We start from the raw sequence: 24,246 nt of genomic DNA, 5'->3' as shown, positions 1-24,246 counted from the left end.
GTGTCGCTGCTGACGCGGGTCGCCTCCGCCCCGACCCGTCTCGCCCGGGCCCTGCCGGCTGCCCGGGCCGCGCACTGGCCGACGACCCGCACCGGGGCACCGCTGACGATCGTCGGCGTCGTGCTCGACGAGGCGCTCACCCTGCAGGAGGGCCCGCTCTCGGCCAGCGTCGTGCGGGTGGCCGCGCTGCCCGAGTCGCGGATGACGACCGGCCGCCACCTCCTCGACGAGGCCGACCTCGGTGACGCTCGGGTGCACCTCGTGCGGGTGCACGGCGCGCTCGACCGCGAGGTCGCGCGGCGGCTGCGGCGCGGCGACGCGGTCGTCGCGCTCGGCACCGAGCAGGTGCCGGGGCCCGGCAGCCGGATGCGCTGCGACCGCTTCGTCGACGCGACCTGCCTCGCCGCCGACCTCGGCGGCACCGCTTAGCCGCGCTCGCCTCCCGCGCAGCCCGACCCGCGCCTCCCGCGCAGCCCGACCCGCGCCTCCCGCGCAGCCCGACCCGCGCCTCCCGTAGCCCGCCGCATGCAGCGCACCCCGTTCCGTTCAACGAACCCTGGAGCATCGGGGTTCGGTGAACGGAACGGGGTGCGGGGGCCGCGGCCAGGTCAGACCGGCAGGTCAGACCGGGCGGGTCAGACCTGGTCGGGCGAGGGGGTCGTGCCGGGGGCCGGGGCCTCGGCCGCGTCCGGGTCGGTCTCGACGTCGGCGTCGACGTCGCCGTCCGCGTCGAGGTCGTAGTCCTCGCCCTTCAGCGCCTGGTCCCACTTCCCGCCGTCGTCGGGGTCCGCGCTGCTGCTCTGGAACTCCAGGGGCTCGTCGCTCATGCTGTCCTCCTCGTGTCGGGGTGCGGCGGCCGGGGCGGCCGCGCCCCGCCCACGGTAGGCCGCCGCCGCGCGCAGGGCTCGCCCCGGTGCGACGCCCGCCTGCACCCGCGCGGCAGGCGACGCGACGGCGGTGCGGACGCCGCGACTCCCTCGAGGTGCCCCGTCCCGGGCCCTCGGCGCTCCGCAGGCCCCACGTAGCGGCACCTCGATGCGCGCCCGGCGCCCGCCGCGACGCCGCGACTCCCTCGAGGTGCCCCGTCCCGGGCCCTCGGCGCTGCGCAGGCCCCCGGTAGCGGCACCTCGATGCGCGCCCGGCACCCGCCGCCGCGCGCTAGGTGAGGCCGACGATCCGAACGTCGACGGAGGCGGGCGGCAGCGGCTCCGCCGCGACCCGCTCGAGGAGGCGCGCGGCCACCTCGCGGGCCACCGCCGGGCCCTGCGCGCCCTCGCCCACGGCGATGTCGAGCGTGACGCGGGTCTCCGCCTCCGCGACGGCGACGCCCACGAGGGGCACCGGGCGACCGCCCTCGAGCGCGGCGGCCGACGACGACGCGTCCGCGCCTCCCCCCGGCCCACCGCCGACGACGGCGCCGAGTCCCTCGACGGCCTGCCGCACGAGCGACCCGAAGCCGGGTCGCGCCTGCACGCGCTGGACCCCGGGGCAGGCTGCCGCGATCGCGCCGAGCTCGGCCGCGAGCAGCGAGAGACGGTCGTCGTCGAGCGGGTCGGCCATCAGAGTCCTCCGTCGGTGTCGAGCAGGTGCACGTCGCGCACGGTCACGTCGACGGCCTCGACGACGAGCTCCGTCTGCGCCGCCAGGTGCGCGGCGACCGCCTCGCGCACGGCGTCGGCGACGTCGGGCACGGTCGTGCCGAAGAGCGCGCTGATCGCGACCTCGACGCCGACGACCGCGTCGGGCCGGTCGACCTCGCCGACGATGCCGCACGAGATGACGACGGCGCCGGGCACCGCGTCGCCGGCCTCGCGGATCAGCGAGCGCACCGCGCCCTCGGTGACGTGCAGGGTGCTCCGCGGGTCGGGCGACGAGAGCGGGATCTCCCGGCCGGTGCGCGACTCGAGCCGCACCCGGCTCATGACGCCGGCGATCCAGGAGGGGTCGGGGGCGGGCTCGGCGGCGGCGTCCTCCGCGACGAGGCCCGCGGTCATCGAGCGGAGGCGCGCGAGGGCCGCCAGCTGCGCCAGCGCCGACGGGTCGGACTCGATCTCGGGGTCGTACGGCTCGCGGCCGGCGTCGAGGTAGTCGCTGAGCCGCTCCATCGAGATCGGGCCGTCGTCGACGACCTCGAGCTCGGCGGCGGGGTCGACGTCGGCGGGGTCGGCCGCGGGGTCGCTCGGGGCCGCGCCGGCGGGCGTCAGCGGTGTGCGCGTCGGGTCGTCGCTCATCGCCAGGCCTCCATCTCTCGGGTCAGGGTCTCACGGGCCCGCGCGAGCAGGCCCCGGACGGCGGTCACGCTGGTGCCGGTGCGCTCGGCGATGTCAGCGTACGACTCGCCTCCGACCTCGCGCAGGGTCCACACCTCGCGCTGTGAGGCGGGCAGCCGGGCGAGCGCGCCGCGCAGGGCGCCCATGGCGTCGGTGGAGGCGGCGACGCGCTCCGGGTCGTCGACCGCGCCGCTCTGCGAGGGCACCTCGAGCTCGTCGACGTCGTCGGCGACGCGGCGGCTGCGGATGAGGTCGTAGGCCTTGCGCGACACGATCGTCATCATCCAGCCGCGCACCGCGTCGGGCGTCTGCAGCCGCGGCAGCTCGCGCCAGATGACGACCGAGGCCTCCTGGACGGCGTCGGAGGCGTCGGCCCGGGAGCGCGTCAGCCGCGTCGCGTAGGCGGTCATCAGGCCCAGGTGGCGGCGCAGCAGCACCTCGAAGGCGCGTTCGTCGCCCTCGGCGGCACGGGTCGCGAGCACCCCGTCGGCTGCACCGGACAGGTCGACCGCCATCGCGCCTCCTCGGTCACCGGGCCCGGCAGAGCCGGGCCGTGTAGGAAATGGAAGGGACGGGGACCGTGACACCCGGGCCTCGGCGTCCGTCTCACTGACGACCGTACCGCCGGGCGCCCCTGGACCGCACCCGGCACCACCGACGCACCGACGAGAAGGAGCAGCCCATGGCCGCCACCGACAAGACCCCGAGCACCGCCACCACCCCCGGCACCGTCGGCACCACGCCGTCGGGCGCGACGATCCCCGCCGCCGGCGCCAGCCGTGTCGACAAGGCGCCCGTCGCCTCCACGACCCCCGCGAGCGGCGTCGGCACCCCGGGCGTCTCCTCGCCCGGCAAGACCGTCATCGCCGACGGCGTCATCTCGAAGGTGGCCGGCATCGCCGCCCGCGAGGTGCCCGGCGTGCACGCCCTCGGCGGTGGAGCGGCCCGCGCGTTCGGCGCCCTCCGCGACGTGATCGGCAGCAGCGACCTCAGCCAGGGCGTGCGCGTCGAGGTCGGCGAGACCCAGGTCGCCGCCGACGTCACGATCGTCGTCGAGTACCCGCAGCCGATGACCCTGGTCGCCGAGCAGGTGCGCGCCGCCGTGGCCCGGGCCATCGAGGACCTCGTCGGCATGCAGGTCGCCGAGGTCAACGTCGCGATCAACGACGTCCACATCCCCGGCGAGGACGACGACGACGCGGCCGGCGCCGCCGCCCCGGGCCGCGTCTCGTGAGCGCCACCGTCGTCGGCATGGCGGTCGGCGCCGTGCTCGCGGTCGTCGGCCTCGAGTGGGGCCTCGGCGCCCTGCTGATCGTCGCGCTCTGCATCGCGGTCGGCGGGCTCGTCGGCCGTGTCGTCTCGGGCCGCACCGACCTGGGCGGGCTGCTCGACGCGCTGCGCGGCCGGCGCTCGTCGTCGTGAGCGCCGGGGCCGGGTCGGCCGCGGCGTCGGTCGGCGGGTCTGCTCCGTCCGCTTCGTCCGCCCTGCGTGACGCGTACGGCGACGGCGACGGCGCCGGTGCCGCTGCCGGGCGCGGCCCGGTCGTGCCCGGGCACGTGAGCCTCGCGGCCCGCGTGCTCACCCGCGTCGCCGCCGCCGTCGTCGCCGAGCAGCTGCGCGTCGACCGCGCCGAGGTGCGCGTCGACGCCTCCGACGACGCCGGCCACCTGGCGCTCCGCGTCACCACGCCCGTGCGGGTGCCCGCGCTCTCCGGGTCGGTGCCGGTGCCTGCGGGAGGCGTCGTCGGCCTCGTGCGCGAGCTCCAGTCGACGCTGACGAGGCGGGTCTCCGAGATCACCGGGCGCACCGTCTCGCGCGTCGACGTGACCGTCAGCCGTTCTGTGCTCGACCGCACCGGGAGGGTCGCGTGAGCACCGCCTCCGACACCACGGGGCCCGGCGCCGCCGCGCCGGACGGCACCACGTCTGTCGTCACCGCGCCCGACGCCACCGCGCCCGACGCCGGCGTCCGCTCGGGCCCCGGCCCGGACGTCACGGCGCCCTACCGGCGGCTCGTCCGCCGCGAGAGCCGCGCGAGCCGCTCGGCCAGCGCCGTCGTCGTGCTGGTGGTCGCCGCCCTCGCCGCCGCCTGGCTCGGCACGGAGGCCGTGCTCGCCGCCCTCGGCCGCCCCGCGCTGCTCGCGTCGCCCGTCGACGTGCTCGGCGCCCTCACGACCGCCCTGGGCGAGGCCCCCGGGCTGGTCGTCGCCGCCGGGGTCGCCGCGGCGGTCGTCGGCGTCGTGCTGGTGCTGCTCGGCCTGACCGCCGGCCACCGCGGACGCCACGAGATCACCGACGAGCGCGTCGCCGCGGTCGTCGACGACACGGTGCTGGCGGCGTCGCTCGCGCGGGTCGCCCGCACGGCCGGGCGCCTCGGCGCCGGGCAGGTGACCGTGTGGGTCTCGCGACGGGAGGCGCGCGTCGAGCTGACCCCCGCCTCCGGGGTGACGGTCGACGAGCAGGGCGTGCTCGCGGCCGTCCGCTCCGAGCTCGAGAGCCGGCCCGTGCAGCCCGCCCTCCGCGTGACCTCGCGCGTCGCCGACCACGGGAGGCTGGACGCGTGACCTCGTCGAACCGGTTCCTCAACCGCCTGCTGCTCGTCGTCGTGGGCGTCGTCGCCCTCGCCGTCGGGGCGTTCCTGATCGTGGCGACGCTGCCCGGGGGCTCGGGCTCCCTGGGCGGGACAGTCCGCGGCTGGCTGGCCGACGCCTCCTCGGCGGTCGCGGACGCCGTCGCGGCGACGCCGCTCGACCCGTCGGGCGCGGGCAGCGCGGACAGCATGGGCGGCGCGGGCGGCGCGGGCAGCTGGCTCGCGGTGGCCCTCGCGGCGCTCTGCCTGCTGCTCGTGATCGTCTTCGCCGTGGCCGCCGTCGCCCACGGTGGCGGACGCACCGGCCGCCTGGTCGTGCACGACGAGCCGGCCGGGTCCATCGCGATCTCGGCCGCCTTCGCCGAGACGGCCGTGGCCGACGCGCTCTCGGCCCGACGCGACGTGACCTCGGTGCACGTGTCGGCGTGGACGGTCCGCGGCCGCCCGGCGCTCAAGGTGCGCGTGCGGGTGACCGCGGGCGCGGCCCCGGCGCCGGTCGTCGCGGCGGCGAGCGACGTGGTGCGCGGTCTCGACCGGGTGCTCGGCGAGGAGGAGCCGGTGCTCGTCGAGGTGGTCGGCGCGTCGGTCGTGAAGCGCGGCAGCGACCCGCGCGTCGCGTAGCCGCGCCTGCCGCGCGGCGCCCGCCCCGCTCCCGCACCCGCCCCTGACCCTGCGCACGCACCTGCCCCCGCCCCAGAACCAGCCCCAGAACCATCGACTGATCAAAGAACCACTGAGAAACGTGGTTCTTTGATCAGTCGGTGGTTCGAGCGGGTGGCTGAGGCCCGGGCGGCAGCAGGTTCAGGGGCGGCGGCGGCGCCTGCGCAGCGCCGACTCAGCGGCGCGCGAGCGCAGCCCAGCGCGGGTGCAGCGCGGGGCTCAGCGCACCGCGAGCAGGATCTTCCCCGAGTGCTCGCCCGACTCCATGCGCTCGTGCGCCGTCGCGGCGAACTCGAGCGGGAACACGCTGTCGAGCACCGGGCGGACGGCCCCCGACGCGACCATCGGCCAGACGTGCTCGCGCACCTCGGCCATGATCGCGCGGCGCTCCTCGAGCGGGCGGGCGCGCAGCGTGGTGCCCCAGATCCGGCCCCGCTTGCCCATCAGGCGGGCGACGTCGATCGTGGCCGACGAGCCGCCCTGCGACGCGATCACCATGACGCGGCCGCCCACGGCGAGCGCGTCGACGTCGCGCGCCAGGTAGTCGCCGCCGACGAGGTCGAGCACGACGTCGACGCCGCGGCCGCCGGTGAGCTCCTGGGTGACGGCGACGAAGTCCTCCGCCCGGTAGTCGATGCCGCGGTCGGCGCCGAGCTGCTCGCAGAACTCGACCTTCGCGGGGGTGCCGGCGGTGGCGTAGACGGTGGCGCCGAGCGCCTTCCCGATCTGGATCGCGATCGACCCGACCCCGCTCGACCCACCGTGCACGAGCAGCGTCTCGCCGGCCTGCAGCTGCGCCGACATGACGAGGTTCGACCAGACGGTGGCGACGGCCTCGGGCAGCCCGGCGGCCTCGACGAGGTCGAGCCCCTTGAGGTAGGGCAGCAGCAGGCCCTCGTCGACGGCCACGCGGTCGGCGTAGCCGCCGCCGCTGAGCAGGGCGACGACGTGGTCGCCGAGGGAGGCGGTGGTCACCTCGCTGCCCAGGGCCACGACCGTGCCACTGACCTCGAGCCCGGGCCACGACGGGGCTCCGGCGGGCGACGGGTAGTGCCCCTCGCGCTGGTTCACGTCGGCGCGGTTCACGCCGGCGGCGGCGACGTCGACGACGACCTCGCGGGGGCCGGGCACGGGCTCCGGGACCTCGCTGACGACGAGGGCACGGGGCCCTCCGGGAACGGGGACGGTGACGGCACGCATGGGGCCATCCTGCCCCGTCCGGGCCGAGCGCGAGCCGGGCGACCTGGGGACGACCCGGGGAGGCGCCCCCTCCCCAGGGCGGTGCCCGCGACTCCCGCAGGCCCTCCGCCGGGCCCGCGCCGGGGCCCGACCTGCCCGCCGTCTAGGCTGGCCGCGTGCTGCTCTCCGACCACGACATCAAGCTCGAGCTCGACGCCGGGCGCATCGGCCTCGACCCCTACGAGCCGACGCTGATCCAGCCGTCGAGCATCGACGTGCGGCTCGACCGGCTGTTCCGGCTGTTCGACAACCACAAGTACCCGTTCATTGACCCCGCGGCCGACCAGCCCGAGCTGACGCGCCTGGTCGAGACGCCCGCCGACGAGCCGTTCATCCTGCACCCGGGCGAGTTCGTGCTGGGCAGCACCTACGAGCGCGTCACCCTGCCCGACGACGTCGCCGCACGGCTGGAGGGCAAGAGCTCGCTCGGCCGCCTCGGCCTGCTGACGCACTCGACGGCGGGGTTCATCGACCCGGGCTTCACGGGGCACGTGACGCTCGAGCTGTCGAACGTCGCGACGCTGCCGATCAAGCTGTGGCCCGGCATGAAGATCGGGCAGCTCTGCTTCTTCCGCCTCAGCTCGCCGGCCGAGCACCCCTACGGTTCGCAGGAGTACGGGTCGCGCTACCAGGGGCAGCGCGGGCCGACGGCGAGCCGGTCGTTCCAGGGGTTCGTGCACACCGACGTGTCGGGCGGGGCGGAGTCGGCGGGCGCCTGAGCGCCGTCGTCCCCGCTGCGCCGTCGGCGTGCGCACGCGCGGTTCCCGGCCCGTCGGGGGACACGCGTCGTGCTCGGCTTCGCCCGGGGGGCAGGGCATTCGCTCCGTGTCCGGTCGATCTGCAGAAAACTCGCGTTCGTATCACACTGGGATGGCCTCGCGGTACGGGTTCAGGACTGCGAGTTGCTGGGTGCGGGCGGCGATGTCGGGTCTCTCGCCCGCACCCCCTTCACTCCCCGCTGCGTCGGCGCCGTGCGCAGTGGTCGCGGTGGCGGCCGCAGCCGAGTCCCGTGTGCCCTGAGCGCTGATCCACTCCGGAGTGGAGGACGCCTCCCCCGGCACCCCGCCCCCGAGCACACTCCTCCACTCCGGAGTGGAGGACGCTCCCCAGGCACCCCACCCCGAGACCCCTTCCCAGGCACGCTCCTCCACTCCAGAGTGGAGGAGTCTCCCCAGAACTACCTCCGGGCGCGTCCCGGCACCGGCACCCGCCCCGGCACCGGCACCGGCACCGGCACCCGCGCCTACGACTCCAGCGTCTCGCGCGGCGACCGCCCGTAGTGCGCCACGTACGCCGCCGTGAAGCGCCCCGCGTTCGCGAAGCCCCAGCTCTGAGCGATCCCCGCCACGGTGTGCCCGCGCGTCGGGTCAGCGACCTGAAGGTCGTGGTGCGCCCCGCGCAGCCGCGCCGCCCGCAGCACCGCCATGGGCGTCGTGTCGAGGTGCCGGCGGAACGCCAGCTGCAGCCCCCGCGGCGTCAGCCGGGCCGCCTCGGCGATCTCGACGACGCCGATGTCGTCGTGGGCGTGCTCCTCGACGTAGGCGAGCGCGCGCCGCACCGTCGACGGCACGGGCCGGGCGCTCGACGCCTCGCTCGTGCCGACCGCCGTCGTCGGGAAGGTCGTCACGAACGCCGCCACCAGCGACCGGAACGCCTGCCCCCTGATCAACGGGCTCGCCATCGCCGCGTCGTTGCGCACGACGTCCTGGTAGAGGTGTCGCATGTGCCCGCGCCAGTACCGGCCGAGGGCCTCGCTCTGGGGCTCCATGCCGATCACGTGCAGGCCTGCGGGAGGCGCGGTGAGCGACAGCCCCACCAGCTCGGCCTCCACGGCGGCCCGGTCGAGCATGAGCTGGGCCAGGTGGACGTCGTCCCACTCGGTCCGTTTGTTCGTGGTGGTGGGGAACGCGAACGGCTTCAGCAGCTCCGCCCGGTGGTCGGCGTCGCCCGCCTGCACCCGGAAGCCCCCGCCGAGCAGGCGGCAGATGCCGAAGAAGGGCAGCGGCTCGCTCTCGGCGCGCAGCGTGCCGGTGTACCGCATCTCTCCGACGGCGAAGCGGTGCTCGCCCGACACCGCGCGGCGGTAGTAGAACTCGTGGGCGTCGCCCGGCACGAGCTCGCGCATGCGGAAGGTGCGCCGCATCGCCTCGTGGGCGACGTCGGGGTCGGTGGTCTCCAGGCCGCGGATGCGCGGGTCGTCGAAGGGCGACGGCGTCACGGGCTGCGACGGGTACGGGGGCGACGGCATCGGTCACGCCTCTCGTCGAGGTGGGCGCCGGGCCGCTCGGGGTCAGGGAACGGCGTCGGAGCGTCGGGCTGATCCCCCGACGGCGTCAGCATAGTGCGACGCCTCAGGAGCTGCCCCCCCTTCGGCGGACGCCGATGTGCCCCGGAGGCGGGCCGCGGTGGGGAGGGACGAGCTGGGGAGGACGAGCCGGGGAGGGACGAGCCGGGGTGGAGACCTGAACCAACCCACACCCCGGCTCGCGCACCGACGCCGGGGGACCCGCCAGGGTCCCGACTCGGTGCTCACCACGGCCAGCCCGAACCGCCGTGGTGTGCAGTCTTCGGAGCACCGCTCGGAACGGTTTGGAGAATGTCTCAGAATTTTTTCGGGGAGTCCTCCCCAGGGCTCCGGGAGGCGGGGCTGTTCCCCGCCCCGCGCCTCCCGCAGCCCCGCCGCCGACGCACGGCGTAGCGTCGCGGCCATGGACTACAGGACCCTCGGGAACAGCGGTGCCTCCGTGTCGGAGCTGACACTGGGCACCATGACGTTCGGCGCAGAAGCCGACGAGACCACCTCTCACCAGATCCTCGACGCGTTCGTCGCGGGCGGCGGCACGCTCGTCGACACCGCCGACGTGTACAGCGCGGGGGTCTCCGAAGAGATCATCGGGCGCTGGCTCGCCGCGCGCCCCACCGACGCGGCGCAGGTCGTGCTGGCGACGAAGGGGCGCTTCCCCATGGGCGACGGCCCGAACGACGTCGGGCTCTCGCGGCGGCACCTCGCCCGTGCCCTCGACGACTCGCTCCGGCGTCTCGGCACCGAGCACGTCGACCTCTACCAGATGCACGCGTGGGACGCCCTGACGCCGATCGACGAGACCCTGCGGTTCCTCGACGACGCGATCAGCGCGGGCAAGATCGGCTACTACGGCTTCTCGAACTACCTCGGCTGGCAGGTCACGAAGGCGGTGGGCCGCGCCGACGCCCTCGGCTTCGCGCCGCCCGTCACGCTGCAGCCGCAGTACAACCTGCTCGTGCGCGACATCGAGCACGAGGTCGTGCCGGCCTCGCTCGACGCCGGCATCGGCCTGCTGCCCTGGTCGCCGTTGGCCGGCGGCTGGCTGAGCGGCAAGTACCGGCGCGACCAGGCGCCCACCGGCTCGACCCGACTCGGTGAGGACCCGACGCGGGGCATGGAGGCGTGGGAGGCGCGCAACGCGGACGAGCGCACCTGGACGGTCATCGACGCGGTCACCGCGATCGCCGACGCCCACGGCGCCTCGGCCTCGCAGGTCGCGCTCGCCTGGCTGCTGGCGCAGCCGGCCGTGACCTCGGTGATCCTCGGCGCCCGGACGGTCGGGCAGCTCGACGACAACCTGGGCGCGTCGGGCCTCGTGCTCACCGCCGACGAGCTCACGCGCCTCGGCGACGCGAGCGCCCCGCGCATCGACGACTACCCCTACGGCACCGCCGGGGTCGCCCAGCGCGGCCGCCGCATCGACGGCGGTCGCTGACTCCCGGGCTCAGCCCGGCACCGCACGGTGCGACTGCGGGAGGCGCGGTGTCGACCAGACCGGCACCGCGCCTCCCGCATGCGTATGAACGACGATCGTCGCCCCGTACTGCTCTCGTGAACCCTTCGCGCTGACGAGGGAGCCGGTCGGCACCAGTCGCTCGTCATCGGCGTACCAGCACGACGATCATCACGATGAAGAAGGGGACCATCCCGAGGAAGGTCATCGCGGGCCAGGATCCGCCAGGAGCGCGCCGGTCTGCCCAGCGGAGCAACCAGATGGCGAGCGTGACCGGCAAGAACCCGAGGGGGACTCCTGCGATGACCAGGACGGTCGCCGCCAGTACGAGGACGAGAGCTGTCAGAGACGGCACCACGGCTGTCCGTGACGCACGCGCAGACCCCCCGGCCTGATCGGCCCTCCGATGAGGAGGGTGACCGACATCTCCTGACATGTGACGCTCCTCTCGGGAGCCCGGAACGAGGAGTCCCCGCGCGGCCGCCCCCTCATCAGCTGACGGTGCCCCAGACCGCCGGCCTTCGGCTGTCGGGGAGGAGCCCTGAGGGTGCGACCTCACGCGGCTCGAGCGTGATGCGAGCCGACAGCTCGCGTCACGCTCACACTCTCTTCCCCCGGGCGACCGGTGTCAAGGATGTCACTGTGAAATTCTTGATATCTGTAAGATGAGGGCAGAACGAGGCGGATGGCGCTGGGCAGGAAGACGAGCAGACCTCTGCCTGCCCGGGCCGGCTTCCGCCTCGTGAGCTCGACCGAGTGGTCACGATCTGCTGCTCCCGGCGCGAGGGAAGAGCAGATCGGGACCACTCGACGCGTCAGCGGTGCAGGTCGGCCGTCGCGCCGACGCGGCCGTGGCGCACCCGGACGGCGACGGTCACGACCAGCACGACGACCGCCGCGACCAGTGCCGTGACCCCGGCGGCGGTGTCGAGCGGCTGGCCGGTGAAGCGCCCGACGGCGACCCACGAGAGGCCCCAGACCAGCGACAGCATGGGAGCGATCCGGCCGCGGCCGGCGAGAGCGACGGCCACGCCCGACAGGCCGGCGACGGCGAGCACGACCGTCGACCAGACGCTGCTCGGGGCACCGAGGCCGTCGAAGCCGGACTCGACCAGCGCAGCCGCGATGTTGGCGGCGGTCGCGACCGAGACCCAGCCGAGGTAGAGGCCCATCGTGCCGTCGGTGACGAGCGCGTCGACCCAGCCGTGGGTCGGCGTGCGGAAGAGGGTGACGAAGATCCGCACCAGCACGGCCAGCAGGGCGACGATCACGACGACGCTGAGCCACACGTTCCCGAGCTGCACGGCCGCGAAGAGCCAGGCCGCGTTCAGCAGCATGGAGGCGGCGACCCAGTACCCGAGGCGACGGTGGCGGTCGACGCTGCGCTGGCCGGGGAGCGCCTGGTAGACGGCGTAGGCGACGAGGCCGAGGTAGATGACCGACCAGATCGAGAAGGCGGTGGTCGCGGGGGCGATCGGGGTGGCGTCGGCGCTGAGCGCCCCGCCGGAGGCTCCGGAGACGGAGGTGCCGCCGAAGGCGCCCGACCCCACCGCGGCGAGGACGACGGCCAGCACGGCCGCGACCACCACCACGATCTGACGGACGACGTCGCTCGGCTGGGGAGGGTGCGGTTCGGCTCGCGTGGCTGTGCTCATGTCGGCGACGGTACGCCGCCGAGATCTCTTAGCTGCTGAATCATCAGGCGCTTCTCAGCCTCATCGACCGGGCCCCGAGGAGTCGCGGGGCAGCCCCCAGCCCCCAGCGAGCCGTGCTGGCCCGAGTCCGGCACGCCCTGCCCGCGACTGTCGGTCAGTTGCCAATTTGAGGGCTTGAGAGGGCTCCGGAGGCCCCCAAAACGGCAACTGACCGACGCGGGTCGTGGCCAGCACGGGCCCAGACGCCGCACCCCGCTCAGGCGGCAGGCCGCCAGCGGCGCAGCAGCTGCGCGTTCAGCGCCACGATCACCGTCGACAGGCTCATCAGCACCGCCCCCGCCGCGGGCGACAGCACGAAGCCGACCGGTGCCAGCACGCCCGCCGCGAGCGGCACCGACAGCACGTTGTAGCCCGCTCCCCAGACGAGGTTCTGGATCATCTTGCGGTACCCCACCCGCGACAGCGAGATCACCGACAGCACCGCCCGCGGGTCGTTCGACGCGAGCACGACGCCCGCCGACTCCACCGCCACGTCGGTGCCCGCGCCGATCGCGATGCCGACGTCGGCCCGGGCCAGCGCGGGAGCGTCGTTGACGCCGTCGCCGACCATCGCGACCCGCTGGCCGCGCTGCTGCAGCTCGGCGACGCGCGCGTCCTTCTCGTCCGGGCGCACCTCGGCGAACACCTCGTCGATGCCCAGCTCACGTCCGACCGCGTCGGCCACCTGCTGCGCGTCGCCGGTCACCATCGCGACCCGCACGCCCGCGTCGTGCAGGTGTCGCACGGCCTCCGCCGACTCCGGCCGCACCTCGTCGCGCAGCGCGTACGCCGCCTCCACCGCTCCGGCACGCACGAGGTAGAGCACCGCGGCGCCGTCGGCCCGCCACGGCCCGGTCGCCGTCGCCAGGTCGCCGGGCACCTCGAGGCCCTGGTCGCGGAGCAGGCCGGGGCCCCCGACGCTCACCTCGACCCCGTCGACACGGGCCGTGACGCCGCTGCCCGTGAGCGACCGGAACGACTCGACCCGCGACTCCGGCGCCCCGCCCTGCCCCGCGTCGGCCTCGGCCGCGCGCACCAGCGCGCGGGCGACCGGGTGCTCGCTGTCGCGCTCGACCGCCGCCGCGAGGCGGACGGCCGCGTCGTCGTCGACGAGGTCGGACGAGGAGGCGCGGGCCACGTCCGTCACCGCGGGCTCGCCCTTCGTGAGGGTGCCCGTCTTGTCGAACAGGACGGTGTCGACGGTGCGCATGCGCTCGAGGGCCAGGCGGTCCTTGACCAGCACGCCGGCCTTCGCGGCGCGCTCGGTCGAGATCGCGATCACCAGGGGGATGGCCAGGCCGAGGGCGTGCGGGCAGGCGATGACGAGCACGGTCACGGTGCGCGTGATCGCCTGGTCGAGGTCGCCGAGCAGCAGCCAGACGACGAACGTGACGACGCCCGCCCCCGCGGCGAACCAGAAGAGCAGCGCGGCGGCGCGGTCGGCGAGCGCCTGCGCCCGCGACGACGACGACTGGGCCTCGGCGACCAGCCGCTGGATGCCCGCGAGCGCCGTGTCGTCGCCGACCGCCGTGACGCGGACCCGCAGCGTGCCGTCGGTCGCGACGGTGCCCGCCACGACGCGGTCGCCCTCAGAGCGCGAGACGGTGCGGCTCTCGCCGGTGATCATCGACTCGTCCATCTCGGCGGAGCCGTCGACGATCGTGCCGTCGGCCGGCACGCGCGCGCCCGAGCGGACGAGCACGACGTCGCCGGCCACGAGGTCGGCGATCGCCACCTCGGTCGTGCCGGAGCCCGAGCTGCCGGAGTCGGACCTGCCGGAGTCGCGGGTCGAGCCGTCGGGGCCCGTCGCGTCGACGCGGTCGGCCGTGTCGGGCAGCAGGGCGGCGAGCGCGTCGAGGGCGCCGGAGGCGGCCCCGAGGGCGCGCATCTCGATCCAGTGGCCGAGCAGCATGATGACGACGAGGAGGGCGAGCTCCCACCAGAAGTCGAGGTCGAGGCCGCCGATGCCGAGCGTCGTCGCCCAGCTGGCGACGAAGGCGACGGTGATGGCCATCGCGATGAGCAGCATCATGCCGGGCTGCTTCGCCCGCGCCTCGGCGACGCCGCCGGAGAGGAACGGCCAGCCGCCCCAGACGAAGAGGAAGGTGCCGAGCACGGGCGAGATCCACTCGGCTCCGGGGAAGGACGGCACGTCGTAGCCGAGCAGGCCCGCGAACATCGAGCTGAAGGCCACGACCGGGATCGCGACGACGAGGCTCACCCAGAACTTGTCGCGGAACTGGGCGGCGTGGTCGCCGTGGCCGCCGTGCCCGCCATGCCCGCCGTGTCCGCCGTGGCCCGCGTGTGCGTCGTGCCCAGCGTGCGCGTCGTGCCCGGCGTGCGCGTCGTGCGCGTCGTGCCCGTGGTGCCCCGCGTGCGAGTCGTGCCCGGAGTGGTCGTCCCCGACGCCGTGCGCCTCCTGCCCGTGCGCGGCCGTCGCGAGGTCCGAGTGGTCGCCGTGGTCGCCGTGGTCGCCGTGGTCGCCGTGGTCGCCGTGCGCAGCGTCGTCGTGCCGAGGAGTCATGCTGCATACCCTAGGGGGGTATCCGTGTCGCCGTCCAGATCTCTCGACCCGCGACTCCTCGCGGTCATCTGCCGACGGTCAGGGGGCGGCCGCCCGGCCGCCCGCGGGTCAGCCCCCGACGGGCGGCCCGACGATCAGCAGCACGACGAAGACCACGACCACCGCGGCCGCGAGCAGGACGACGGCCAGCACCAGGTGACCGAGGACCCAGCGGAGGAGGCGGTCGGCCGGCCGCCGGTCACGCGGGTCGTCGGTCGCGGTGCGGCGCCAGTCGCCGCGGAGGCCGCCGCGGCGGTCGATCCAGCGCTCGACGGGCAGGGAGGCGAACGGCACGACGGCGCTGGCGAGGGCCGCGGCCGTCACGCCGAGGCTCCAGCGCTGGTTGACCGCGACGACGACGCCGGCCACCAGGTACGCGAGGAAGACGAAGCCGTGTATCGGCCCGGCGACGCTGACCGGCCAGTCGCCGACCCGCGCGACGTACTTGAGCAGCATGCCGCCGATGAGCAGGGCCCAGGTGACGACCTCGGCGACGGCGAACGAACGGAAGAGGGTGCGAGGCGACACGGGGGCTCCAGGGGGTCGACGGGACTCCGCTCATGGTCGCAGGCCGCCGCTGGGCGGCTCCTCCCGTCGTGCACACCACGCACCCAGCAGGAGGCGCCCCTCCTGTTCCGAAGGATCCTCAGGAGGCGCGGCGTACCCTGGTCAGGTCAGCGACGACGACGAGGGGACTCCATGAGCGACCACGAGAAGCACGACACGACACGGCACGACGCCCCGCGCGACACCGCTCCGGGCCGCCTCCGCCTCACCTGGCCCACCTTCCGCGGCTCGCCCGTCGGCTGGGGCATCCTCGCCTTCCCGCTGCTGCTCGACCTCGTCCTGGTCGGTCGGCACCTCGGTCGCGGCGACCCGGTCACCCCGTTCGGCGTCGTCCTCACGCTCGCCGTACTCGTCGCCCTGGCGGTCGCGATCACCGGCCTGGTGCAGACGATCCGGCACCCGCGGCCCGGGCCGCCCGTGTGGCAGGGCGACGACCCGCGCTGAGGCTCGGCGCTCCCTGGGTGCCGGCCCGCGCCTCCTTGCTTGGCTGGGGGGCATGACTACTCTCGCGATCATCGGTGCCGGCAAGGGGCTCGGCGCTGCCGTGGCCCATCGATTCGGACGGGAGGGGTTCAGCGTCGCGCTGATCTCCCGTCACCAGGGCCGGCTCGACGCCCTCGCGGCCGAGCTCGAGGCCGACGGCATCACCGCGCAGGGCTTCGTCGCCGACGTGCGCGACCCCGCCTCCGTGGCCCGGGCGCTCGAGGCGGCGACCGAGGCGCTCGGGCCGATCCAGGTGCTGCAGTACAGCCCGCTGCCGCAGAAGGACTTCATGCGGCCCGTGCTCGAGACGACGCCGGCCGACCTCGTCGGGCCCGTCGAGTTCTCGATCTACGGGCCGGTCGCGGCCGTGCACCAGGTGCTGCCGGGCATGCGCTTCCTCGGGCGGGGGCCGGACGGCCACGGCGGCACGATCCTCTTCGTCAACGGCGGCTCGGCCGTCACGCCCGGGCGCACCGTCACCGGCACCTCGATCGCCTTCGCCGGCCAGGCCGCGTACGCGCAGCTGCTGCACGACGAGCTGGCGGACGAGGGCATCCAGGTGTCGCAGCTGATCATCGGCGGGGCCATCACGCCCGACGACCCGGAGAAGACGCCGGAGGCGCTGGCCGAGCGGCTCTGGGGGCTCCACACCCGGCGCGACACCTTCCGGGAGCAGGTCAGCGCCGACTGAGGCGACGGCGCGGAGTCCACGCGGCCGGCGAGTGGTCACGAACTGCTGCTCGCGCGGGTCAGGAGGAGCAGATAGCGACCACTCGAGCCGGCGTCGCTCGGACGTCGACGCAGCGGCGGCGGCGAGCCTGAGCCCGGCCGGTGAGTCCGCCCGGCACGGAGGCGGGCGGCGTAGCGTCACGCACAGCACCGGATCAGCACACGAGCGGCATCGTCGCGGAGACCCCCCTGTGGTCACCGAGGCGGTGCCGCGTGCTCGTGGCACGAGCCTGCGCAGCACGCAGTGCGCACAGCGCCGCGCTGCGCCACCCCGTGCCGCGCCGCCCGCCCCCGCGCCGCCCCGCTACGCCCCGCCGAACCGCTCCGTGCGCACCCGGGTCGGGTCGTGGCCGGCATCGACGAGCCAGCCCGCGATCGTCTCGACGAAGCCGTTCGTGCCGCAGACGTAGACGAGCGGGTGCTGCTCGGCGGGCAGCGCCAGCTCGAGCAGTCGCTCGCGGGTGAGGCGCCCGGCGGGCCGGGCCGCTCCCTCCGGCGCTCCGCGCGTGAAGATCCAGTCGACCGTGAGGTCGGGCCCCGCGGCGGCGGCGAGCTCGTCGAGCTCCGGCGCGAACCACTGGTCGTCGGGCGTCCGCACCGAGCAGATCAGCCGCATCGGGGGCGCGTCGTCCCGCTCCGACCGCGAGCGGATCATCGCGACCAGGGGCGCGACTCCTGACCCTCCGCCGATCAGCTGCACGGGCGACCGCGACGGCGCCGGGGCCCCCGCGGGCTCGGGCAGCACCGCGTGCACGGCCGAGTCGGGGTCGAACTCCGTCGGCGGCCACACGAACCAGCCGCCGATCGGGCCGCGCACCTCGACCGGGTCGCCCGGCTCGGCGGCCTCGACCAGGTACGGCGAGACCTCGCCGTCGGGCAGCTGCTCGACCGAGATCTCGAGGGCAGCGGTGAGCGGATCGCCGTGCGTGCCCCGCACGTCGGAGAGCGAGTACGACCTGACGGTCTGGTAACCGTCGTCGGCGGTCAGCCTCAGGTCGACGTGCTGGCCGGCACGGGCGGCCCGCAGGCCGGGCACGGCGACGACGATCGACCGGCCGGTGCCGCTCAGCGGGGTCGTCGAGACGACCGTGCCGGGCCGCCAGGCATAGGGGTCGGCACCGCTCACGCGTAGCGTTCTTCGCGCCAGGGGTCTCCGTGGCCGTGGTAGCCCATGCTCTCCCAGAAGCCGCGGCGGTCGGTCGCCATGGTCTGGACGCCCTGCAGCCACTTCGCGCTCTTCCAGAAGTAGAGCCCGGGCACGAAGAGCCGCGCCGGCCCGCCGTGCTCGGCGTGCAGGGGCTGGCCCTCGTACGTGTCGACCACCCACGCCTTGCCGCCGAGCAGCTCGTCGAGCGGCAGGTTGGTCGTGTAGCCGCCGTAGCTCGTCGCCATCGCGTAGCCGTGGTCGGTCTCGAGGCCGTCGAAGAGGGTGTCGAGCGAGACGCCCGACCAGTGGGTGCCGAGCTTGCTCCAGCTCGTGACGCAGTGGATGTCGGTCTCGATCGCCTCGTGCGGCAGGGCCTGGAAGTCGGCCCAGGTGAGCGAGCGCTGGCCCTGCTCGGTGCCGACCTGCAGCTCCCACCGCTTGATGTTCGGGGTGGGGCCGGCCGAGAGCACGGGGAAGCCCTGCTCGAGGTGCTGCCCCGGGGGGAGGCGCGGGTCGGCCTCCCGACGTCGGCCGAAGCCGGTGAACCCTGCCATCGCGCGCCTCCTGCACCCTGGGGCGACGCCGTGCGGCGGCGTCGCGCGGGGCTCGTTCGCCCCGACCCGGCCCACAGTAGCGGGGCCCCCCGACGCCCGGCGAGACCACCAGCCTGGGACTGGCCTGGGAGGCGGTTGACCTGCAGGTGCACGGGGGTCGTACGGTGGTGGGAGACCCCCAGCGAAAGGACTCCCCCATGGCTGAGTACACCCTGCCCGACCTCCCCTACGACTACTCCGCTCTCGCGCCGCACATCAGCGCGCAGATCATGGAGCTGCACCACTCCAAGCACCACAACACGTACGTGACCGGGGCGAACACGGCCAACGCCGCCCTCGCCGAGGCGCGCGACAAGGGCGACCTCGCCAACGTCAACAAGCTCGAGAAGGACCTCGCGTTCAACCTCGGCGGCCACGTCAACCACTCGATCTTCTGGACGAACCTGACCCCCGAGACCAGCGAGCCCGTCGGCGACCTGCTCGAGGCCATCGGCCGCGACTTCGGCGACCTCGAGAAGTTCAAGGCGCACTTCACGGCCACCGCGCTCGGCGTGCAGGGCTCCGGCTGGTCGGTGCTCGCGTACGACGTCATCGGTCAGCGCCTCAGCGTCTTCCAGCTCTTCGACCAGCAGGGCAACGTGCCGTTCGGCCTCGTGCCGCTGCTGATGCTCGACGTCTGGGAGCACGCCTACTACCTCGACTACCAGAACGTCCGTGCCGACTACGTCAAGGCCTTCTGGAACATCGTGAACTGGGAGAACGTCGCGCAGCGCTACGCCGCCGCGACCACGAAGACGCAGGGCCTGCTGACCTTCTAGTCGCACCCGCTTCTTCACCAGGGCCGCGCCTCCCCCGTCACGACGGGCCGGGGGCGCGGCCCTGTCGCGTGCGGCCCCGTCGCGTCCGGCCTCGCTCGCCCCTGGGGACGACCACCCCTCGCCGTCCCTCCCCACCCCCCGGGCATGCGCCTCCGGGATGAACCTGACCCCCGAGAGGCGCGGCGCGGCCCGCCCCTCACCTAGCCTTCTGCACATGATCGACGTGAGGCGGTGGGGACGGCACGCGGTCGCCCCGGCCGCGGCGACCGTCTACTTCGTGTTCTGGGTGGCGGCCTCCTGGGGCCGCGGCGGCGTCGCCGACAACAGCGTCGTCTTCGGCCTGTTCGCGCTGGCCATCGGCCTGTCGTGGTGGATGCCGTCGACCGCCCTCGCCCTCGTCGTGGTCGTGCCCGTCCTGCAGCTGCTCGGCCTCGCCGAGGCCCCCGGGCAGGACACCTGGACGGCCTACGTCGCCGTCGCGCTCGTCATGGCCTTCGTCGCCGTCCGGCCCTCGCCGTGGCTGCGCCTCGCCGCGCTGCTGGTGGCGGGGGTGACGGCCGGGCTCGCCGCCTGGCTGCTCACCGTGCCGACGCTGACCCGGCCGCAGAGCTGGAGCACCTGGGTGGGCGCCGGCACCGCGGGCCTCCGCATCGAGTTCTCGCTGCTGATGGCCGCTCTCTTCGGCGTGTTCGCCGGGGCGTGGGCGATCGGGGTCGCGTTCGCGAGCATCCGCCGGGTGGTCGTCATCCGCGCGGCGCTCGAGGCCACCGAGACCCGCTTCGAGGCGGCCGACCTCGAGCTGCGGCTCGAGCAGGAGCGCGCCCGCATCTCGCGCGACGTGCACGACGCCCTCGCGCACTCGCTCGCCGTCGTCGTGTCGCAGGCCCAGGGGGCGATCGCGCTGCGGGCCACGCGCCCCGAGGCCGCCGACGCCTCGCTCGCCACGATCGCCGAGGTCGGCCGCACGGCGCTGCTCGACGTGCGGCGGCTGGTCGAGCGGATCACGCACGACGACGACGTGACCGCCCCGCGCCAGACCCTCGCCGACCTCGGGGTCCTCGCCGCGGCGATGCGCGAGGCCGGCATGGAGCTCGACGTCGTCGTCGAGGGGACGCCCGCCCTCGCCCCCTCGCAGGAGCTCGCCGTCTACCGCATCGTGCAGGAGAGCCTCACGAACGCCCTGAAGCACGCGGGCACGACGAGCACGGTCGCGGTCGTGCTCGACCACCGCGGCGAGGGGCTGTCGCTCTCCGTCCGCTCGCTCGGGCGGGGCTCCCCGCTCGTCGCCGCCCGGGAGGGTCGCGAGGGCGGCGCGGGCGTCCGCGGCATGACCGAGCGGGCACGGCTGGCGGGCGGCTGGCTGACGGCCGGCCCGGCCGACGACGGCGCCTCGTTCGAGGTGACCGCCTTCGTGCCGTCACGGGGTGAGCGGGCCGCGACCACCGCCTCCCCGGCGCCGACCTCCCCCGGGCCGCCGCCTCCCGGCCCGGGCTCCCGCGACCTGGACTCCCGCGACCTGACCACGCCAGACCTGACCGAGAAGAGCACCCCATGATCCGCGTCGCCGTCGTCGATGACCAGCCGCTGTTCGCCAGCGGGCTCGAGATGCTCATCGAGGCGCAGCCCGACATGGCCTGCGTCGGCACCGCCGTCGACGGGCGGCAGGCGCTCGAGCTGGCGGCGCGCACGAGCCCCGACGTCGTGCTGATGGACCTGCGCATGCCGGTGATGAACGGCCTCGAGGCCACGGCCCGGCTGCTCGAGGGCGTCTCGCCCGACGAGCTGCCGCGGGTCGTCGCCCTGACGACGATCCAGCGCGACGAGGCCGTGTACGGGGCGCTCAAGGCCGGCGCGTACGCGTTCCTCACGAAGGACGCCACGCCCGACGAGGTGCTCGGCACCATCAGGGCCGCGTTCGCGGGCGAGCCCGTCTCGACCGCCGACGCCGCGCTCGACGTCGTGCACCGGTACGCCGTGCCCGCCCCCACGCCGCCCGTCGACCCGCTGGCCCCGCTCTCGCCGCGCGAGCGCGAGATGACGCTGCTCATCGCCCGCGGCCTGAGCAACACCGAGATCGCCGCCGAGGCCTTCCTCAGCGAGGCCACGGTGAAGAGCCACGTGCGCGCCGTGCTGCAGAAGCTCGCCCTGCGCAGCCGCGTGCAGATCGTCGTGTTCGCCTACGAGAACGGCCTCGTCTCCGGAGCCGAGCGGAGGCGCGGGTGACGGAGCGCGACCGCGAGCAGGTCGCCAAGCGGGTCACCGCCGTCGCCGTCGCCCTCGTCGTGGCCGGGGTCGTCGTCGCGGGGCTGCCGTCGACTCGGCCCTGGGCCCTGCCGACGACCGCCACGCAGGATCGATCCTCCTGGGCCATGCCGCTCGACCAGTACATCGGTGTCGGCGACATCCGCTTCGGCTACGCACAAGAGCTGATGATCGAGAAGTGCCGTACCGACGAGGGCGGTGACGGCTCACGGGTGCCCTGGCGAGACGTCGATGCGGCGACCACCGCGGCCGAACGCCAGCCGACGCGGGCCTTCGACCTCGACCAGGCCGAGGCTCGGGGCTACCACGTGCCGCCGACCGCCGACCCGGGCGAGGGGGCGTGGCGGGAGTTCGTCCTGAGGCCGGTCTCGGCCGCCGAGAGCGCCGCGAGGGACCGCTGCGTCGACAGGCTGTACTCGGAGCACCCCGAGCTGCTCTCCGGCTACCTCGGGACGGGCACCGGGACGGTCGGTGACATCGCCACCCGGCTCAGCGACGCCGCCTTCCGCGACGCCCGCGACGACGACGCCGTCCTCGCCACCGTCCCCGCGTGGCTCGAGTGCATGCAGCCCGTCGCGGACGCCTCCTGGGAGCTCCCGGACTCCCCGGCGGGCATGCCCACCGACGCCATGGCGGGCAACTTCCGGTCGTACGACCCCGCGTCGCCGGTCACCGAGGCCGAGCTCGACGTCGCCACCGCCGACGCCGCCTGCCGCGAGTCGTCGGGGTACCTCGACGCCCTCTACGCCGCCGAGTGGGAGCACCAGCTCACCGTGCCCCACGACTACGGCGAGCGCCTCTCGCAGGTCGACACGGGGGCGGTCGCCGCGGCGAAGCGCACGGTCGACGCCGCGCTGGCCCGGCTGACGCCGCCGGCTCCCTGAGCTGCCGGCCCGCGCCTCCTGCTCCCCGCGCCTCCCGCCCTGCCCCTGCCCCCCGGCCGGGGGCCTGTCGAAACCGTCCCGCGGGTATGTAACCTGGGGTACAGAGGGACCACGGCGCCGGGGGGCGCCTAGGGGGCCGAGGGGAGGTCTGTGGGCCTGACCAGCGCGACGAGCGACGTGGTCAGGCCCTCGGACCCGGGGGCCGCCATCCACGGCAGCAGCACCGAGAGCAGCTGCGCGAGCCGCTCGAACACGTCGGCCCGCCCGGTCGTCGCCCCGGAGAGGGTCTGCACGCCCGTGTAGGCCCCGACGAGCAGGTGCGTCGCGGCGTCGACGTCGAGGTCGGCGCGGAAGGCGCCCTCGTCGACCGCTCCGCGGATGAGCCGGCCCATCTGGTCGAGCCAGTCGAGGTACGGCGGCGCGACGGTGAGCGCGCGGTCGGGCACCTCGGTGGTGAGGCGGATGCCCGCCGTGATCGTCACCTCGCGGGTCAGCTGGGTCGCGAGCGACGCGCACGACAGCACGATCGCCTCCGCGCACGAGCCGGCCACGGCCGAGACCCGGTCGGCGTAGGCGCGCGCCAGGCGGTGCTGCTCGGCGATGACCGCGTCGGCCAGCGCGGCCTTCGACGGGAAGTGGAAGTACAGCGCGCCCTTGGTCACGCCCGCCGTGTCGGCGACGACGTCGAGCGACGTCGAGCCGTAGCCGCGCTCGTCGAAGACCTCGGCGGCGGCGTGGAGGATCGCCGCGCGCGTCGCTCGGGCACGCTCTTGCTGGGGCACGGAGAGACACAGTACCGGCGGGCCCCGGGGTGTGACGCCCGCCCCCGGTCAGGCCGCGGGCGTCTCCGGCACGGCAGGAGTCGCGGGTCGGCCGCGGCGCGGAGCCCGGCTGGCGTACAGCACGCCCCCCACGACGGCCACGCCCGCGACCACCTCGACCGCGTCGGGCACCTCGTCGAAGGCCGCCCACGACGCGAGCACCCCGACCACGGGCACGAGCATCGAGAACGGCGCGACCGTGCTCGACGGGTACGCGGCGAGCAGGCGGGTCCAGAGGCCGTAGCCGAGCACCGTCGCGACCAGCACGACGTACAACAGGCCGACGACGCTCGGCAGGGCGTCGAGGGTGCCGACGGTCGCCAGGCTGCGGCCGATGCGCCCGGGCCCCTCGACGGCGAGCGAGAGGGCGAGCATCGGGATCGGCGGCACCACCGACATCCAGAGCGTGAGCCGGAGGGGGTCGGGGGCGGCCGCCCGCCGCACCGCCACGTTGCCGAGGCCCCAGCCGAGCGCGCCGCAGAGCACGAGCACGACGGGCAGCAGCGCCGCCACCTGGGCCCGGTGCACCGCGATCACGGCGAGGGCGAGCACCGCGACGCCGATGCCGATCGCCTGGCGCCGGGTGATGCGCTCGCGCAGCCAGAACGCCGCGATCACGACGGTCGCCGGGGCCGACGCCTGCAGCACGAGCGACGCGAGGCCGGAGGGCATGCCCGCCGCCATGCCCAGGTAGAGGAAGCCGAACTGGAGGATCCCCAGCCCGAGGCCGACGAGCAGCAGGCTGCGCCACGGGATGGGCGGGCGCGGCACGAACAGCAGCGTCGGCACGGCCAGCAGCGAGAAGCGCAGCGCGACGAGGAAGATCGGCGGGAAGTGCTCGAGCGCCAGCGCCGTCATCGGGAAGTTCACGCCCCAGCAGACCGCGACGACGAGGGCGAGGAGGCGGTCGCGGGGCGTCATCCGGCCAGCCTGGCCGAGCGGGCGGCGGGGGCGCCAGCCGACGCGCTGGTCGTCCGGCCGAGCAGGCCACCGGTCGGCGGGCGGCCCTGCCCGGGCGGTGCCGCGAGCGGTGCCGGGGGCTCGCACCGCGCCTCCCGCAGGCCCGCGCCGACCGCGCCGGCGGGCCCGGCCCGGGCCCGGGGGACGCCCGCGGTCCCCCGTTCGGCTGCCTGTGCCGGAGGGCCCCGCCGTGCTGTCATGGGGGACCACCAGCGTCGGGCCGTCGACGAGCGTGCCCGGGAACAGGC

28 protein-coding genes are annotated in these 24,246 nt (G+C 75.1%); 15 read left to right on the top strand and 13 right to left on the bottom strand.

Annotation, left to right across the window (positions count from 1 at the left end; all coding sequences use genetic code 11):
• Complete coding sequence (locus F1C15_RS09540) at positions 1–429, top strand: hypothetical protein (RefSeq protein WP_185230830.1); 429 nt, start codon at positions 1–3, stop codon at positions 427–429.
• A 206-nt stretch (positions 430–635) separates the two neighbouring features.
• Here the strand turns inward: F1C15_RS09540 and F1C15_RS09535 are convergent, their stop codons facing one another.
• The 4 genes from F1C15_RS09535 to F1C15_RS09520 all read right to left on the bottom strand — a co-directional run bounded on the left by F1C15_RS09535 (position 636) and on the right by F1C15_RS09520 (position 2,785).
• Positions 636–827: a hypothetical protein gene (locus F1C15_RS09535; protein WP_185230828.1), complete on the bottom strand. Its 192-nt coding sequence runs from the start codon at positions 825–827 to the stop codon at positions 636–638.
• A 331-nt stretch (positions 828–1,158) separates the two neighbouring features.
• Positions 1,159–1,560 (bottom strand): hypothetical protein, encoded by a 402-nt coding sequence (locus F1C15_RS09530; protein ID WP_185230826.1) that lies wholly within the window; start codon positions 1,558–1,560, stop codon positions 1,159–1,161.
• The gene (locus tag F1C15_RS09525) at positions 1,560–2,231 is read right to left on the bottom strand and encodes an Asp23/Gls24 family envelope stress response protein (protein ID WP_185230824.1); all 672 of its coding nucleotides are present in this window, start codon (positions 2,229–2,231) and stop codon (positions 1,560–1,562) included. Before F1C15_RS09525 ends, F1C15_RS09530 begins: the two co-directional genes overlap by 1 nt.
• Complete coding sequence (locus tag F1C15_RS09520) at positions 2,228–2,785, bottom strand: RNA polymerase sigma factor (protein WP_056058403.1); 558 nt, start codon at positions 2,783–2,785, stop codon at positions 2,228–2,230. The genes F1C15_RS09525 and F1C15_RS09520 overlap by 4 nt, the downstream gene beginning before the upstream one ends.
• A 167-nt stretch (positions 2,786–2,952) precedes the next feature.
• Here F1C15_RS09520 and F1C15_RS09515 point away from each other — a divergent pair, with 167 nt between their 5' ends.
• The 5 genes from F1C15_RS09515 to F1C15_RS09495 are packed head-to-tail and all read left to right on the top strand — an operon-like array spanning position 2,953 to position 5,480.
• Positions 2,953–3,504 carry an Asp23/Gls24 family envelope stress response protein gene (locus tag F1C15_RS09515; protein ID WP_185230822.1) on the top strand — a complete coding sequence of 184 codons (552 nt, stop codon included), beginning with the start codon at positions 2,953–2,955 and terminating at the stop codon, positions 3,502–3,504.
• Positions 3,501–3,692 (top strand): hypothetical protein, encoded by a 192-nt coding sequence (locus tag F1C15_RS09510; RefSeq protein WP_056058394.1) that lies wholly within the window; start codon positions 3,501–3,503, stop codon positions 3,690–3,692. The genes F1C15_RS09515 and F1C15_RS09510 overlap by 4 nt, the downstream gene beginning before the upstream one ends.
• Positions 3,689–4,141 carry a hypothetical protein gene (locus tag F1C15_RS09505; RefSeq protein WP_185230820.1) on the top strand — a complete coding sequence of 151 codons (453 nt, stop codon included), beginning with the start codon at positions 3,689–3,691 and terminating at the stop codon, positions 4,139–4,141. Before F1C15_RS09510 ends, F1C15_RS09505 begins: the two co-directional genes overlap by 4 nt.
• Positions 4,138–4,833 (top strand): hypothetical protein, encoded by a 696-nt coding sequence (locus tag F1C15_RS09500; RefSeq protein ID WP_185230818.1) that lies wholly within the window; start codon positions 4,138–4,140, stop codon positions 4,831–4,833. Before F1C15_RS09505 ends, F1C15_RS09500 begins: the two co-directional genes overlap by 4 nt.
• Positions 4,830–5,480, top strand: coding sequence for a hypothetical protein (locus F1C15_RS09495; RefSeq protein WP_185230817.1), 651 nt, complete (start codon positions 4,830–4,832; stop codon positions 5,478–5,480). Before F1C15_RS09500 ends, F1C15_RS09495 begins: the two co-directional genes overlap by 4 nt.
• A gap of 258 nt (positions 5,481–5,738) precedes the next feature.
• Here the strand turns inward: F1C15_RS09495 and F1C15_RS09490 are convergent, their stop codons facing one another.
• A complete protein-coding gene (locus F1C15_RS09490) occupies positions 5,739–6,719 on the bottom strand; it encodes an NAD(P)H-quinone oxidoreductase (RefSeq protein WP_185230815.1) in 981 nt (326 codons plus the stop codon).
• Positions 6,720–6,874: 155 nt separating this feature from the next.
• Between F1C15_RS09490 and dcd the strand changes: the two genes are divergently transcribed.
• Together dcd and F1C15_RS16180 are read left to right on the top strand one after the other, a co-directional pair.
• A complete protein-coding gene (gene dcd, locus F1C15_RS09485) occupies positions 6,875–7,477 on the top strand; it encodes a dCTP deaminase (RefSeq protein WP_185230813.1) in 603 nt (200 codons plus the stop codon).
• A gap of 438 nt (positions 7,478–7,915) precedes the next feature.
• Complete coding sequence (locus F1C15_RS16180; RefSeq protein ID WP_255465138.1) at positions 7,916–8,038, top strand: hypothetical protein; 123 nt, start codon at positions 7,916–7,918, stop codon at positions 8,036–8,038.
• On the opposite strand, the gene F1C15_RS09480 is transcribed toward F1C15_RS16180, so the two are convergent.
• Positions 8,002–9,006 carry an AraC family transcriptional regulator gene (locus F1C15_RS09480; protein WP_056058374.1) on the bottom strand — a complete coding sequence of 335 codons (1,005 nt, stop codon included), beginning with the start codon at positions 9,004–9,006 and terminating at the stop codon, positions 8,002–8,004. The two genes, F1C15_RS16180 and F1C15_RS09480, sit on opposite strands and share 37 nt — an antisense overlap.
• A gap of 460 nt (positions 9,007–9,466) precedes the next feature.
• Between F1C15_RS09480 and F1C15_RS09475 the strand changes: the two genes are divergently transcribed.
• Positions 9,467–10,498 (top strand): aldo/keto reductase, encoded by a 1,032-nt coding sequence (locus F1C15_RS09475; RefSeq protein WP_185230811.1) that lies wholly within the window; start codon positions 9,467–9,469, stop codon positions 10,496–10,498.
• 833 nt (positions 10,499–11,331) lie between these two features.
• Here F1C15_RS09475 and F1C15_RS09470 read toward each other — a convergent pair.
• From F1C15_RS09470 to F1C15_RS09460, 3 genes are all read right to left on the bottom strand, one after another.
• Entirely contained in the window at positions 11,332–12,171 is an 840-nt protein-coding gene (locus F1C15_RS09470; protein ID WP_056058366.1) for a tryptophan-rich sensory protein, read from the bottom strand.
• Between the two features lie 256 nt (positions 12,172–12,427).
• Positions 12,428–14,734: a heavy metal translocating P-type ATPase gene (locus F1C15_RS09465; RefSeq protein ID WP_185230809.1), complete on the bottom strand. Its 2,307-nt coding sequence runs from the start codon at positions 14,732–14,734 to the stop codon at positions 12,428–12,430.
• 108 nt (positions 14,735–14,842) lie between these two features.
• Positions 14,843–15,301 (bottom strand): DUF3817 domain-containing protein, encoded by a 459-nt coding sequence (locus tag F1C15_RS09460; RefSeq protein ID WP_056058360.1) that lies wholly within the window; start codon positions 15,299–15,301, stop codon positions 14,843–14,845.
• 171 nt (positions 15,302–15,472) lie between these two features.
• On the opposite strand from F1C15_RS09460, the gene F1C15_RS09455 reads away from it, so the two are divergent.
• Both F1C15_RS09455 and F1C15_RS09450 read left to right on the top strand, forming a co-directional pair.
• The gene (locus F1C15_RS09455; RefSeq protein WP_185230807.1) at positions 15,473–15,784 is read left to right on the top strand and encodes a hypothetical protein; all 312 of its coding nucleotides are present in this window, start codon (positions 15,473–15,475) and stop codon (positions 15,782–15,784) included.
• Between the two features lie 52 nt (positions 15,785–15,836).
• Positions 15,837–16,514 carry an SDR family NAD(P)-dependent oxidoreductase gene (locus F1C15_RS09450; protein WP_185230805.1) on the top strand — a complete coding sequence of 226 codons (678 nt, stop codon included), beginning with the start codon at positions 15,837–15,839 and terminating at the stop codon, positions 16,512–16,514.
• A 342-nt stretch (positions 16,515–16,856) separates the two neighbouring features.
• On the opposite strand, the gene F1C15_RS09445 is transcribed toward F1C15_RS09450, so the two are convergent.
• Both F1C15_RS09445 and F1C15_RS09440 read right to left on the bottom strand, forming a co-directional pair.
• Entirely contained in the window at positions 16,857–17,678 is an 822-nt protein-coding gene (locus tag F1C15_RS09445) for an FAD-binding oxidoreductase (protein WP_185230803.1), read from the bottom strand.
• The gene (locus tag F1C15_RS09440; protein WP_056058347.1) at positions 17,675–18,253 is read right to left on the bottom strand and encodes a molybdopterin-dependent oxidoreductase; all 579 of its coding nucleotides are present in this window, start codon (positions 18,251–18,253) and stop codon (positions 17,675–17,677) included. Before F1C15_RS09440 ends, F1C15_RS09445 begins: the two co-directional genes overlap by 4 nt.
• Positions 18,254–18,450: 197 nt before the next feature.
• On the opposite strand from F1C15_RS09440, the gene F1C15_RS09435 reads away from it, so the two are divergent.
• The 4 genes from F1C15_RS09435 to F1C15_RS09420 all read left to right on the top strand — a co-directional run bounded on the left by F1C15_RS09435 (position 18,451) and on the right by F1C15_RS09420 (position 22,217).
• Positions 18,451–19,071 carry a superoxide dismutase gene (locus F1C15_RS09435; RefSeq protein ID WP_056058344.1) on the top strand — a complete coding sequence of 207 codons (621 nt, stop codon included), beginning with the start codon at positions 18,451–18,453 and terminating at the stop codon, positions 19,069–19,071.
• 214 nt (positions 19,072–19,285) lie between these two features.
• A complete protein-coding gene (locus F1C15_RS09430) occupies positions 19,286–20,626 on the top strand; it encodes a sensor histidine kinase (protein ID WP_185230801.1) in 1,341 nt (446 codons plus the stop codon).
• Complete coding sequence (locus tag F1C15_RS09425; RefSeq protein ID WP_167261061.1) at positions 20,623–21,294, top strand: response regulator transcription factor; 672 nt, start codon at positions 20,623–20,625, stop codon at positions 21,292–21,294. Before F1C15_RS09430 ends, F1C15_RS09425 begins: the two co-directional genes overlap by 4 nt.
• The gene (locus F1C15_RS09420) at positions 21,291–22,217 is read left to right on the top strand and encodes a hypothetical protein (protein WP_185230799.1); all 927 of its coding nucleotides are present in this window, start codon (positions 21,291–21,293) and stop codon (positions 22,215–22,217) included. The genes F1C15_RS09425 and F1C15_RS09420 overlap by 4 nt, the downstream gene beginning before the upstream one ends.
• Before the next feature lie 128 nt (positions 22,218–22,345).
• Here the strand turns inward: F1C15_RS09420 and F1C15_RS09415 are convergent, their stop codons facing one another.
• Both F1C15_RS09415 and F1C15_RS09410 read right to left on the bottom strand, forming a co-directional pair.
• Positions 22,346–22,999 (bottom strand): ScbR family autoregulator-binding transcription factor, encoded by a 654-nt coding sequence (locus tag F1C15_RS09415; protein ID WP_185230797.1) that lies wholly within the window; start codon positions 22,997–22,999, stop codon positions 22,346–22,348.
• Positions 23,000–23,047: 48 nt separating this feature from the next.
• Positions 23,048–23,959, bottom strand: a complete 912-nt coding sequence (locus F1C15_RS09410; protein ID WP_185230795.1) for an EamA family transporter — start codon at positions 23,957–23,959, stop codon at positions 23,048–23,050.
• Positions 23,960–24,246: the final 287 nt, after the last annotated feature.

This window comes from Frigoribacterium sp. NBH87 (genome assembly GCF_014217665.1).
GTDB lineage: Bacteria > Actinomycetota > Actinomycetes > Actinomycetales > Microbacteriaceae > Frigoribacterium > Frigoribacterium endophyticum.
This window is presented reverse-complemented; position numbering and strand designations above follow the sequence as displayed.

What these genes read in the sequence shown, in the direction of transcription:
- F1C15_RS09490 (WP_185230815.1), bottom strand. Translation starts at nt 6,719, where the DNA reads ATGCGTGCCGTCACCGTCCCCGTTCCCGGAGGGCCCCGTGCCCTCGTC.
- F1C15_RS09480 (WP_056058374.1), bottom strand. Translation starts at nt 9,006, where the DNA reads ATGCCGTCGCCCCCGTACCCGTCGCAGCCCGTGACGCCGTCGCCCTTC.
- F1C15_RS09470 (WP_056058366.1), bottom strand. Translation starts at nt 12,171, where the DNA reads ATGAGCACAGCCACGCGAGCCGAACCGCACCCTCCCCAGCCGAGCGAC.
- F1C15_RS09515 (WP_185230822.1), top strand. Translation starts at nt 2,953, where the DNA reads ATGGCCGCCACCGACAAGACCCCGAGCACCGCCACCACCCCCGGCACC.
- F1C15_RS09450 (WP_185230805.1), top strand. Translation starts at nt 15,837, where the DNA reads ATGACTACTCTCGCGATCATCGGTGCCGGCAAGGGGCTCGGCGCTGCC.
- F1C15_RS09525 (WP_185230824.1), bottom strand. Translation starts at nt 2,231, where the DNA reads ATGAGCGACGACCCGACGCGCACACCGCTGACGCCCGCCGGCGCGGCC.
- F1C15_RS09435 (WP_056058344.1), top strand. Translation starts at nt 18,451, where the DNA reads ATGGCTGAGTACACCCTGCCCGACCTCCCCTACGACTACTCCGCTCTC.
- F1C15_RS09530 (WP_185230826.1), bottom strand. Translation starts at nt 1,560, where the DNA reads ATGGCCGACCCGCTCGACGACGACCGTCTCTCGCTGCTCGCGGCCGAG.
- F1C15_RS09455 (WP_185230807.1), top strand. Translation starts at nt 15,473, where the DNA reads ATGAGCGACCACGAGAAGCACGACACGACACGGCACGACGCCCCGCGC.
- F1C15_RS09430 (WP_185230801.1), top strand. Translation starts at nt 19,286, where the DNA reads ATGATCGACGTGAGGCGGTGGGGACGGCACGCGGTCGCCCCGGCCGCG.
- F1C15_RS09475 (WP_185230811.1), top strand. Translation starts at nt 9,467, where the DNA reads ATGGACTACAGGACCCTCGGGAACAGCGGTGCCTCCGTGTCGGAGCTG.
- F1C15_RS09465 (WP_185230809.1), bottom strand. Translation starts at nt 14,734, where the DNA reads ATGACTCCTCGGCACGACGACGCTGCGCACGGCGACCACGGCGACCAC.
- F1C15_RS09440 (WP_056058347.1), bottom strand. Translation starts at nt 18,253, where the DNA reads ATGGCAGGGTTCACCGGCTTCGGCCGACGTCGGGAGGCCGACCCGCGC.
- F1C15_RS09410 (WP_185230795.1), bottom strand. Translation starts at nt 23,959, where the DNA reads ATGACGCCCCGCGACCGCCTCCTCGCCCTCGTCGTCGCGGTCTGCTGG.
- F1C15_RS09520 (WP_056058403.1), bottom strand. Translation starts at nt 2,785, where the DNA reads ATGGCGGTCGACCTGTCCGGTGCAGCCGACGGGGTGCTCGCGACCCGT.
- F1C15_RS09425 (WP_167261061.1), top strand. Translation starts at nt 20,623, where the DNA reads ATGATCCGCGTCGCCGTCGTCGATGACCAGCCGCTGTTCGCCAGCGGG.
- F1C15_RS09535 (WP_185230828.1), bottom strand. Translation starts at nt 827, where the DNA reads ATGAGCGACGAGCCCCTGGAGTTCCAGAGCAGCAGCGCGGACCCCGAC.